Here is a 10750-nt window from a genome sequence, read left to right as displayed (position 1 = left end):
TTCCCTACTTGCGGGTTTTTTTTTTACAGGCAGAAGACGGCGTCGGAGGTGGCGCTCGGCCTCGTGGGCTGGGGGATGGGAATAGGGGACAGGCGCGGCGGGGTGGGGCGGGAGGACTCCGGCTCGCGCGGGGCCTGCCCCGGTGCCGGAGCGGGCCGGTTCGGCTGCGCCGTCGGTCGGTCGGGCCGGCCCTGCTGCGGGGCCGGACGCTCAGGCCGGTCCGTCCGCGCCGGGCCGGCCGGGCGAGCGCTGGACTGTGCGCGGGCGTCCCCGGTCGGCGCGTCCCCACCGAGGATCAGGTCGAGCCGCGGGCGGATGCCGAGCACCTGGTGGACGGCCTCGCCGAGCACGCGGTCGCCGCCCCGGCCGAGCAGCGACTGGCGGGGCCCGTCCTGCTGGAAGCCGATCGTCAGCAACGAGCCGTCGTAGCCCGCGACGCTCGCGTTGTCCTTCACCAGCATCCACACCAGGCGTGAGGCGTCCTCGAGGGCCGTGAGGATGTCCGGCCAGGCCCGGCGGATCATCTCCACCTGGCTCGCCGCCGGGGCGGGCGTGGGGCCCGACGGCGCGGCCGTCTCCTCCGGCCCGTGGGCGGGGGCCGGCGCGGCACCGGTGCGCTCCTGGGCCTGGGACCGGCCCTCGGGCTCGGGCCGGCCCTCAGGCTCGGGGCGGCTCCCGGCCTCCGGGCGGCGCGTGTCCCCGGAACGGGCCCCGACCTCAGCCGGTTCGGGCCGCTTGGGCTGCGGCGCCTGCTGCGGACGCTCGGACCCCGTGGCCCCGGCGGCGGCGTCCCCCTCCGGCGCCTCTGCCGCGGACTGCGGGGCAGGCGGCGTCCAGCGCTCCGGCGGGGCGGTGGACGCGGTCGGCGCGGGCTCCTCCGGCCGCCGCATGGCGGCCCGGGCGAGCGCGGCACCGGTCAGAGTGCTGGAGCCCTCCGCGTTCTCGGCCGATCCGCCGCCGTCCGCGGCGGGCGTGCCGGACCGGGCCGGCGTCGTCGTGCCCTCGGAGGCGCCGTCCTCGATGGGCGCGGCGCCACCGAGCTCGAGGCGCCGTTCGAGGGCCTCGAGGCGGGCGGCCAGGCCGCGGTGCGTCTCGTCCGAGGCGGGCAGCAGCAGGCGCGCCATGAGCAGCTCGAGGTGCAGGCGGGGACTGGTGGCCCCCACCATGTCCGTCAGCGCGAGGTTGGTGATGTCCGCGAGGCGGGAGAGCTCCGCGCGGGAGAGCTGCGCGGCCTGCGCGGAGAGACGCCGCACCTGGTCCTCCGGCATGCCGTGCAGGATCGCCCCGGCCTCCTCCGGCAGGGCACGCGCGATCACGAGGTCGCGGAAGCGGTCCAGCAGGTCCTCGACGAAGCGGCGCGGGTCCTGGCCGGACTGCACCACGCGGTCCACCACGCGGAACACGGTGGGGGTGTCGTCCGCGGCGACGGCGTCGATCACGTCGTCCAGCAGGGCTTCCGGGGTGAAGCCGAGCAGGCTCACCGCGAGCTCGTAGGAGACCTGGCCCTCCTGGGCACCCGCGATCAGCTGGTCCAGCACGGAGAGCGTGTCACGCACCGAGCCCGTGCCGGCGCGCACCACGAGCGGCAGCACGCCCTTCTCCACGGACACGCCCTCCTCCGCGCACAGCTGCTCGAGGTAGGCGATGAGCGGCTCCGGCGGCACGAGCCGGAACGGGTAGTGATGGGTGCGGGAGCGGATGGTCCCGATGACCTTCTCCGGCTCCGTGGTGGCGAAGATGAACTTCAGGTGCTCCGGCGGCTCCTCCACGATCTTGAGCAGCGCGTTGAAGCCCGCCGCGGTGACCATGTGCGCCTCGTCGATGATGAGGATCTTGTAGCGGTCCCGGACCGGGGCGAACGTGGCCCGCTCGCGCAGGCCGCGGGCGTCCTCCACACCGCCGTGCGAGGCCGCGTCGATCTCCAGCACGTCCAGCGAGCCCGGCCCGCCGGTGGCCAGGTCCCGGCACGAGTCGCACTCGCCGCACGGCGTGGGCGTGGGGCCCTGGGCGCAGTTCAGGCAGCGCGCGAGGATGCGGGCGGACGTGGTCTTGCCGCAGCCGCGCGGGCCGGAGAAGAGGTAGGCGTGGTTCACGCGGTCCTTCGCCAGTGCGGTGCGCAGCGGCACCGTGACATGGTCCTGCCCGATCACGTCCTCGAAACGGTCCGGGCGGTAGCGGCGGTACAGGGCGGTGCTCACCCTCGAAAGCCTATCCGGCGGGCGGACGGGCTAAGGAAGCCGGGGAATGCGCCCACCCGCCGGCCCGTTCCCTGGCCCATGACCACCACGCACATGCACACCGACGCCGAGGACACGATCCACCCCACGCAGCCGGCCCCGGACGCGGGACCGCTGAGTCAGGCCGAGATCGACCGCCTCTTCGCGGACCGCCACACGACGCAGCTCTTCTCGGACGAGCCCGTCGACCTCGCGCTGATCGAGCGGGCCTACGCGGACCTCCGCTGGGCGCCGACCGCCATGAACAACCAGCCGCTGCGGCTCGACGTCGTGGACAGCCCCGAGGCCCGTGCCCGCCTGACTCCGCTCATGATCGAGTTCAACCGGGAGAAGACGGAGCGCGCCCCGCTCACGCTGATCGCCTCCTACGACCTCGACTGGCACCGCCACATGGGCCACCTCGCCCCGTTCCGGGAGGGCTTCGAGGAGGACGCCGAGGGCAAGCCGGGCATGCGCGAGGGGATGGGCCGCACGAACGCGCTCATCCAGGTGGGCTACCTGCTCGTGGCCCTGCGCGCCCACGGGCTCGAGGTCGGCCCCATGGCCGGGTTCGACGCCGCCGCCGTGGACGCCGAGTTCCATGCGGACCGTGCCTGGAAGTCCCTCCTGGTGATCAACGTGGGCCACGCCGCCGCAGACGACGAGAAGGCGCAGCAGCCCCGCCAGGGCCGCCTCGACTTCGACCAGGCCGCCCAGGTCCTCTGACCGGGGCCGGGCCTGCGGCGGACCAGGGCGCCGGCCCGTTCAGAGCCCGGTGAACACCCACGGATCACGCGGCAGGGCGGCCGGGTCGAACGCGGGCACGGCGGCCGCCAGCGGTCCCGCGGGCAGGCCGAGGGACTCCAGCAGCCGGTCCCGCACCCGCTCGGGGGTCCACGCCGGGTCCTGCGCGGAGAGGTCCTCGAGGGTCACGGCGCCGTCCCGCTTGGCCAGCCGCCGCCCCTCCGTGTTCAGCACGAGCGGCACGTGCAGGTACTCCACCGCGGGCGTCGGCTCCCCGCGCGCGGCGCACAGCGCCTCGGCCAGCCAGCGCTGGCGCGGGGCCGAGTCGAGCAGGTCGTCGCCGCGGACCACCTGGTCCACGTCCTGCGCCAGGTCGTCCACGACGACGGCCAGGTTGTACGCGTACGCCCCGTCGTTCCGGCGCAGCACCAGGTCGTCGACCAGGCCCGTGACCTCGCCGTGCAGCACGTCCACGGCGGTCGCGCGCGGGATCTCGCCCGCCGGCAGGCCCGCGACCTTCGCCACGTCGATCCGCAGGGCGGCGGGGCGCACCCGCCGTCGCTCGGCCCGCTCGGCCTCGGTCAGGCCGCGGCAGGTGCCCGGATAGAAGCCGGGCGGACGCAGCGGCACGGCGCCGCCGGAGGCGGGGGCGCCGTCGTCGGGTCGCGGGTGCGGGGCCGACGTCGCCTCGGCGATGTCCTTGCGCGAGCAGAAGCACTCGTAGACCGCGTCCGCGCCGTGCGCGGCTCGCAGGGCGGCCACGGCGGCGTCGTACAGGGCGGTGCGTTCGGACTGGCGCACCGGCTCGGCGTCCCAATCCAGCCCGACGGCGGCCAGGTCCGCCCGCTGGTCGGCCTCGGCCCCGGAGCGCACGCGGTCCAGGTCCTCGACCCGCAGCAGGAAGGCACGGTCCGTGGCGCGCGCCGCGAGCCACGCGACGAGCGCGGTGCGCAGGTTGCCCAGGTGCAGGCTTCCCGTGGGGGAGGGGGCGTAGCGTCCGGCGGGCATGGGATCTCCTGGGGGAAAGTGAAGACCCCTCACGCACCTGCCAGAGCCCACCTACCCTTGCTACCTTCCGGTCCTGGGGGAGTTCAGCGAGATGACACCACGTGAGGGGCCGCCGACGACTCTACCAGGGTGGCGGCGGGCGGAGCGATTCGGGGCACGGCGAGCCCCGGGCCGGGCCCGCGCCTCCCGCGGGGGATTGGCGCGGCCCAGGACGATCTGGTTATGATGGAGATTGCCCTCGCGCGGTCCGCCGCAGGAGGGCGCACCAAGGAGGATTCGCCTAGCGGCCTATGGCGCACGCCTGGAACGCGTGTTGGGTTAACAGCCCTCGGGGGTTCAAATCCCCCATCCTCCGCGGGCAAGCCCCGGGACCCCAGTGGTTCCGGGGCTTTTCGCATGTCCGGGGCCGCTGTCGTCGCGGGCCGCGCGCCCGGATTCCCGATCCGCCACGCTGGATGCGAGACGCGGGTCACATTTGCGCGTATCCTTCTCCCCAGTCGTCCGGGACCGCCGGCGGCCGCCGCTCGGAGCTCGCACCGCACCGGCCATCCCCACCCCGATCTGGAGACCCCATGTCCTTCGCAGATCTCATCACCGCCGTGAACGACGTCATCTGGTCCCCGGCCCTGATCTGGCTCTGCCTGATCGTCGGCCTCTACTTCACCATCCGGACCATGTTCCTGCAGTTCGTGAACATCCCGGACATGGTGAAGCAGCTCCGCGAGGGCCAGGACTCCGCGGACGGCACCTCGTCCCTCCAGTCCCTCATGATGTCGCTCGCCGGCCGCGTCGGCATGGGCAACATCGGCGGCGTCGCCACAGCCATCGCGTTCGGCGGCCCCGGTGCCGTGTTCTGGATGTGGGTCATGGCCCTGCTCGGCGCCGCCACGTCCTTCATCGAGTCCACGCTCGGCCAGATCTACAAGGAGCGCGACCCGGACACCGGCGAGTACCGCGGCGGCCCGGCGTACTACTTCGAGAAGGCCTACAAGCACACGGCCGCCGCCCCCGCGTTCAAGGTGTACGCCATCCTGTTCGCCGTCGTCACCGTCTTCGCCACCAGCTACTTCCTGCCGGGCGTGCAGGCCAACGGCGTGGCCGCGGCCGTGGGCGAGGCGTGGGCCGTGCCCGCCTGGGTCGTGGCCCTGGCCATGGTCATCCTGCTGGCCTTCATCGTCCTGGGCGGCGTGAAGCGCATCGCGACGTTCGCCGTCTACGTGGTGCCCGTGATGGCCGTGCTGTACATCATCCTCGCGCTGATCGTGCTGTTCCTGAACTTCGACCAGATCCCCGAGGTCTTCGGCTCCATCTTCGCCAGCGCGTTCGGCGTGCACGCCGTGTTCGGCGCGATCCTCGGCCTCGCCATCCAGTGGGGCGTGAAGCGCGGCGTCTACTCCAACGAGGCCGGCCAGGGCACGGGCCCGCACGCCGCCGCGGCCGCCGAGGTCTCGCACCCGGCAAAGCAGGGCTTCGTGCAGGCGTTCGCCGTGTACATCGACACGCTCTTCGTCTGCTCGGCCACCGCGTTCATCATCATCTCCACGGGCGCCTACCGGGTGTACTCGGACGGGTCCGGCTCCGGCCTGCTGTTCGAGGGCATCGTCTCGCCGACGGCCTCCGAGGGCCCGGCCTTCGTCCAGACCGGCTTCGACGCCATGTTCTCCGGCTTCGGCCCCACGTTCGTGGCCGTGGCGCTGGCGTTCTTCGCCTTCACCACGATCGTGGCGTACTACTACATGGCCGAGGTCAACATCGTGTTCCTCACGCGCAACCTGCGCAACGGCATGGTCCGCCGCGTCGCGCTGCGCTTCCTGCAGGCCCTGATCCTCGTGTCGGTGGCCTACGGCGCCGTCGCCACCACGGGTGCGGCCTGGGGCCTCGGCGACATCGGCGTGGGCTCCATGGCCTGGCTGAACATCCTCGGCATCCTGGTGCTGCAGGGCCCGGCCCTCAAGGCCCTCAAGGACTACCGCGCACAGAAGCGCCAGGGTCTCGACCCGCAGTTCGACCCGCGCCCGCTCGGCATCCGCAACGCGGACTTCTGGGAGCACCGCGCCGACGGCCTGATCACCCAGGGCGTCGCCGGCACGGCCGAGCACCCGATCGTCGCCGAGGGCGGCGCCCACCGCGCCTGACCTACCGGCGGGGCTGGGCTCTCCCCGCCCCACCACGACGACGGCCCGGACGCCGCCAGCGTCCGGGGCGTCGTCGTGCGCGGCAGGTCAGAAGAGCTGGCGCAGGTTCGCCTTGGCGAGGTCGAGCAGCTTGGTGCCCTTGCCGTCGAGGACGGTGCGCATGGCGTAGAGCGCGAACCCCTTGGCCTGCTCGAACTCGATGCTCGGCGGGATCGTCAGCTCCTGACGCTCGGTCTTGACCACCAGCAGCGCCGGCCCGTCGTGGGCGAGGAACTCGCGCATCACCGCGGGCAGGTCCGTCGTGTGGTCCGCGCGGAAGCCCTTGATGCCGACCGCCTCCGCGATCGCCGCGAAGTCCGGGTTCTCCAGGCCCGTCCCATAGGGGACGAACCCGGCGGCCATCATCTCGAGCTCCACGAAGTTCAGCGAGTCGTTGTCGAACACGAGCGTCTTCACGGGCAGGCCGTTCTGCACGAACGACAGCAGCTCGCCGAGCATCATGGCCAGCCCGCCGTCGCCGGCCATCGCCACCACCTGGCGGGTGGGGTCGACCGCCTGGGCGCCGACCGCCTGGGTGACCGCGTTGGCCATGGAGCCGTGGGACAGGGAGCCGATGATCCGGCGGCGCCCGTTCATCGTCAGGTACCGGGAGGCCCAGATCACGGGGGAGCCGACGTCGGGCAGGAACACCACGTCGTCGTCGGCCAGCTCGTCGAGGAGGCGGGCCACGTACTGCGGGTGCACGCGTCCGCGTCCCGGGGAGGCCAGCTGATCGAGGTCCTTGCGGGTCTTGGCGTAGTGCTTGAGCGCCTTGTCCAGGAACGCCGACGACGAGTTCCCGCGCAGCAGCGGCAGCAGAGCCTGGGCCGTCTCCTTCACACCGCCCACGAGCGGCACGTCCACGGCCACCCGTCGGCCGATCTGCTCGCCGCGCACGTCCACCTGGATGACCGTGGCGTCCTCGGGGTAGAACTGCCGGTACGGCAGGGAGGAGCCGAGGATCAGCAGCGTCTCGGCCTCCTTGAGCGCGTGGTAGCCGGAGGCGAAGCCGAGCAGGCCGGTCAAGCCGACGTCATACGGGTTGTCGTACTCGATCCGGTCCTTGCCGCGCAGAGCGTGGACGATCGGGGCCTGCAGGCGCTCCGCCAGGGCCACGACCTCGTCGTGGGCGCCGGCCGCACCTGCGCCGGCCAGGATGGTGATCCGCTTGGACGAGTCCAGGGCCTCGGCGGCCTCGCGCAGCACGGAGTCCGCCGGGATGACGCGGGACGGCGTGTGACGGATCACCTCGGGCTTCGCGGAGAGCTCGGTGAGGGCCACGTCGCCCGGGATCACGAGCACGGCCACGCCCCGCTGCTCGACGGCGGCCCGCATCGCGGTGCGCAGCATGCGGGGCATCTGGTCCGCCGAGGAGACGTGCTCCACGTAGACGGAGCACTCGCGGAACAGGTCCTGCGGGTGGGTCTCCTGGAAGTAGCCCGAGCCGATCTCCTCCGACGGGATGTGCGCGGCGATCGCGAGCACCGGGGTGCGGGAGCGCTGGGCGTCGAACAGGCCGTTGATCAGGTGGAGGTTGCCCGGACCGCACGAGCCCACGCAGACCGCGAGCTCGTCCGTGAGCTGGGACTCGGCGGAGGCGGCGAAGGCCGCGGTCTCCTCGTGCCGGGTGTGCACCCACTGGATGCCGCCGTGGGAGCGCAGGGCCTCGGTCAGCCCGTTGAGGGAGTCCCCGGGCACGCCGTACATGCGGCGCACGCCCGAGGCGTGGAGGGTCTCGACGATGTTCTGGGCGACGGTGGCCACGGTGGAACCTCTCTCTGGTCGGGAGGCGCCCGGGCCGGTTCGGCAGGGGCGCGGCATTCCCTTCCACGCTAGGGGTCGAGGTCCAGGCCCGGGGAGGGTCGGCCGTCCGCAGAGGGGGCGTCCGGCCTGGTCAGCGCAGCAGGTCGCGCTCCACCCAGCGCAGCAGGGACTCGCCCGCCCGCTCGTGGACGTCGTCGGCGTCGCCGATGCCGCGTTCGGCGAGGATCGCCGCCGTCACCACGCCGTAGGGCTTCTCGGGGACGCCGTCGGCGGGCCGCACGTCCATGTGCTCCACGGCGAGTCCGCGCTCGTGCAGCCGGTCGGCCATGGCGTAGTCGCTGCGCGAGTCGCCCGCGGTGAGCCAGCGTTCGGGCACCGGGGTGCCCGCCTCCGCCAGCAGGTCGAAGCAGCGCTCGACGCCCAGGTCCTTGCCGGAGGAGCGGTGCTCGACGTCCACCGAGATCACCGAGGGGGCCACGCGCACCTCCTCGGCGAGTCCGCGCTCGGCGAGCAGATCCTCGACGCCCGCGGCGACGTCGTCGCGCACCCGCTCGTACTCCGTCTGGTCGGCGCCGACCGTCTTCTCGAGGGAGACCATGGCCAGCTTGGTGCGGTCGGTGAACTGCAGGTCCCCGGCGCGCTCATCGTTGAGGGCCCAGATCGCGTCACGGGTGTCCGCGTCGATGGCCATGTCCGGGTCGGTGCGGAGCCAGTCCGGGGCGGTGCCGTCCACGGTGACGTCGGGCAGGTCCCCGGAGGGCACCGCGGAGAACGGGAACCACACGGCGCCCTTCTCGCAGATCGCGTGGAAGGGAGCGTCGTCCGGGAGGCCCGCGTCCCGCAGCGGGGCGATCACGCTGTGCAGGAGGAAGTCCGTGGAGCGGCCCGTGTTGAAGCCGACCGGCACCCCGCGCCTCGCGAGGCGGACGAGCACGTCGATGATCCCCTCCGGCACGGTCCGGGTCTCGGTGGAGGCCACGGGGGCGTCCACGTCCAGCAGGAGTCCTATCGGGGAGGAAGTGCGCATGCCCCCACCCTAGGCCGCGGTGGCCCGTGCCCGCGATGGGCCCGGCGGCTACGCTGACCCTGAGACCCGCCCCGCCCGGGGCACACCCCCGACGATCACCCCACGGGAGCACCCATGAGCACCGCCACCGACCTCGGCCCGTCCCGCAGCCCCTTCGGCCCCGACGCCGCGGCGCGCGTCCCCAGCTCGGGGACGGGGCTGTCCTCGACGGGCGGCCGGGTGGCCATGCTCGTGGTCGTGATCCTCGCGGTCGTGGCCGCGTTCCTGGGCTCCGGCGTCGTCGGCGGCCTGACCCCCGTGGCCGAGGCCGCGGGCGGCTGGCTCGGCCCGGACGCCACCTGGGTGTCCCCGGCGACCCCCGCGTTCGGCATCTGGTCCGTGATCTACGCGGGGCTGCTGGCGTACGCCGTGTGGCAGTTCCTCGCCTCGGCCCAGTCCGCCCGTCACGACCGCCTGCGACCGTGGATCCTGGTCTCGGTGCTGCTCAACGCCGCGTGGATCTGGACGGTGCAGGCCGGGCTGCTGGGGCTGAGCGTCGTGGTGATCGCGTTGCTGCTGGCATGCCTGGCGTGGATCCTGGTGCTCCTCGAATCCGTCCGCGCGCACAGCTGGGGGGAGCGGATCCTCCTGGACGGGGTGCAGGGCCTGCATCTGGGCTGGGTCTCGATCGCCGCCGTGGCGAACCTGGCCGCGTGGCTGGCCTCGACCGGCGTCGTCGGCGATCCGGGGCAGTCGTCCCTCTGGGCGAAGGTGATGCTCGTGGTGGCCGTGCTGATCGGTGCGTTCACGGCCGTGTACAACGGCGGCCGCCCGGCTCCGGCGTTCGCGCTCGCGTGGGGTCTGGTGTGGATCGGCGTCGGCCGCGCGGACGGCACGGGGCTGCTCTCGGGCAGCCTCGCCCTCCTGGCGTGGGGCGGCGCGGCGATCGTCCTGCTGTGCTGGCTGGCCGCGCTGCTGCTCTCCCGCCGGTCCGCGACGGGCGAGGCCCGCGACCTCGTCCTCGACGCACTCGACGGCGGCGGCGACCCCATCGACGGCCGTCGCTGACCCCCGTCGTCATTGACGGAACGGGGACCGATGCTGTCGTGACGTGCGGCAACACCTGTGCCTCCCACATGCGATGATGTGGTGATCCGAAGGCCCCGCCTCACGGCGGGGCCTTCGTCATGTCCCCGTCCCTTCCCCTCCAGGATCCTCGTGCCCCTTGCCCGTCTGCGCGCGGCGCTCCCCGCGGCCGCACTGTCCCTGCTCCTGCTCACCGGCTGCACCGCCACCGACGACGGCGTCATCCCGGAGAGCACCGAGGGAGACGTGGTCACGGTCGAGTCGATCTCGGACGGCGACACGCTCCGCGTGACACTCGGCGAGGTGTCCACGCGGGTGCGCCTGCTCAACATCGACACCCCCGAGACCCGCCACCCCTCGAAGCCGGTCGAGTGCATGGGCCCGGAGGCGACGGCGGCGCTGAAGTCGATGATCAGCCCCGGCGACACGGTGGTGCTGCGGTACGACCGCCGGCTCTACGACCGCTATGACCGCCTCCTCGCCGGCGTGTACGCAGACGGCGTCCTGGTCAACGCCGAGATGGCCCGCCTGGGCTACGGCGAGCCGGCGGTCTTCGACGGCAACGACCGTTTCCTGCCCGAGGTCGAGGCGGCGTGGGAGGAGGCCCGGGCGAACGGCGTCGGCAGGTTCTCCGGGGAGTGCGGCACCGCGGCCCCGACCCCCGCCGAACACCTGGTGCGGCCGGCGCACCCACACGCGGGGGCCGTGGTCGGAGCGCCATCGGTCCAAAACAACGACGCGGAAGCAGGAGT

Annotated in this window: 7 protein-coding genes, 1 tRNA gene, 1 other RNA gene and 1 pseudogene; 5 read left to right on the top strand and 5 right to left on the bottom strand. The window is 73.2% G+C overall.

What is annotated here, in order from left to right:
- Positions 1-92: 92 nt before the first annotated feature.
- Positions 93-2198: pseudogene (locus FLM69_RS10155) on the bottom strand (DNA polymerase III subunit gamma and tau); the annotation flags it as partial.
- 78 nt (positions 2199-2276) lie between these two features.
- Here FLM69_RS10155 and FLM69_RS10150 point away from each other — a divergent pair.
- Positions 2277-2942 carry a malonic semialdehyde reductase gene (locus FLM69_RS10150; protein ID WP_141844109.1) on the top strand — a complete coding sequence of 222 codons (666 nt, stop codon included), beginning with the start codon at positions 2277-2279 and terminating at the stop codon, positions 2940-2942.
- A 39-nt stretch (positions 2943-2981) separates the two neighbouring features.
- Here the strand turns inward: FLM69_RS10150 and gluQRS are convergent, their stop codons facing one another.
- Both gluQRS and ffs read right to left on the bottom strand, forming a co-directional pair.
- Positions 2982-3968 carry a tRNA glutamyl-Q(34) synthetase GluQRS gene (gene gluQRS, locus FLM69_RS10145; protein WP_141844107.1) on the bottom strand — a complete coding sequence of 329 codons (987 nt, stop codon included), beginning with the start codon at positions 3966-3968 and terminating at the stop codon, positions 2982-2984.
- Between the two features lie 17 nt (positions 3969-3985).
- Positions 3986-4082, bottom strand: an RNA gene (gene ffs / locus FLM69_RS10140) — signal recognition particle sRNA small type.
- A gap of 155 nt (positions 4083-4237) precedes the next feature.
- Between ffs and FLM69_RS10135 the strand changes: the two genes are divergently transcribed.
- A tRNA-Ser gene (locus tag FLM69_RS10135) sits at positions 4238-4323 on the top strand.
- Positions 4324-4540: 217 nt separating this feature from the next.
- Complete coding sequence (locus FLM69_RS10130; RefSeq protein WP_060973436.1) at positions 4541-6103, top strand: sodium:alanine symporter family protein; 1563 nt, start codon at positions 4541-4543, stop codon at positions 6101-6103.
- Between the two features lie 87 nt (positions 6104-6190).
- Here the strand turns inward: FLM69_RS10130 and poxB are convergent, their stop codons facing one another.
- Together poxB and FLM69_RS10120 are read right to left on the bottom strand one after the other, a co-directional pair.
- The gene (gene poxB / locus FLM69_RS10125; protein WP_141844105.1) at positions 6191-7906 is read right to left on the bottom strand and encodes a ubiquinone-dependent pyruvate dehydrogenase; all 1716 of its coding nucleotides are present in this window, start codon (positions 7904-7906) and stop codon (positions 6191-6193) included.
- A 130-nt stretch (positions 7907-8036) separates the two neighbouring features.
- Positions 8037-8933 carry a haloacid dehalogenase gene (locus FLM69_RS10120; RefSeq protein ID WP_141844103.1) on the bottom strand — a complete coding sequence of 299 codons (897 nt, stop codon included), beginning with the start codon at positions 8931-8933 and terminating at the stop codon, positions 8037-8039.
- A 114-nt stretch (positions 8934-9047) separates the two neighbouring features.
- Here FLM69_RS10120 and FLM69_RS10115 point away from each other — a divergent pair, with 114 nt between their 5' ends.
- Positions 9048-9980 carry a TspO/MBR family protein gene (locus tag FLM69_RS10115; RefSeq protein WP_060974368.1) on the top strand — a complete coding sequence of 311 codons (933 nt, stop codon included), beginning with the start codon at positions 9048-9050 and terminating at the stop codon, positions 9978-9980.
- Between the two features lie 150 nt (positions 9981-10130).
- The coding region (locus tag FLM69_RS10110; protein WP_255502818.1) for a thermonuclease family protein at positions 10131-10750 on the top strand (620 nt) is incomplete at its 3' end.

Origin of the sequence: Micrococcus sp. R8502A1 (assembly GCF_006704135.1) — a bacterium.
Taxonomy (GTDB): domain Bacteria; phylum Actinomycetota; class Actinomycetes; order Actinomycetales; family Micrococcaceae; genus Micrococcus; species Micrococcus luteus.
Note: the sequence above shows the minus strand (reverse complement) of the source record. Positions and strands in the feature narration are given on the sequence as shown.

Excerpts from the sequence above, each read along its gene's own strand:
- FLM69_RS10130 (WP_060973436.1), top strand. The coding sequence starts at position 4,541 with ATGTCCTTCGCAGATCTCATCACCGCCGTGAACGACGTCATCTGGTCC.
- gluQRS (WP_141844107.1), bottom strand. The coding sequence starts at position 3,968 with ATGCCCGCCGGACGCTACGCCCCCTCCCCCACGGGAAGCCTGCACCTG.
- FLM69_RS10120 (WP_141844103.1), bottom strand. The coding sequence starts at position 8,933 with ATGCGCACTTCCTCCCCGATAGGACTCCTGCTGGACGTGGACGCCCCC.
- FLM69_RS10150 (WP_141844109.1), top strand. The coding sequence starts at position 2,277 with ATGACCACCACGCACATGCACACCGACGCCGAGGACACGATCCACCCC.
- FLM69_RS10115 (WP_060974368.1), top strand. The coding sequence starts at position 9,048 with ATGAGCACCGCCACCGACCTCGGCCCGTCCCGCAGCCCCTTCGGCCCC.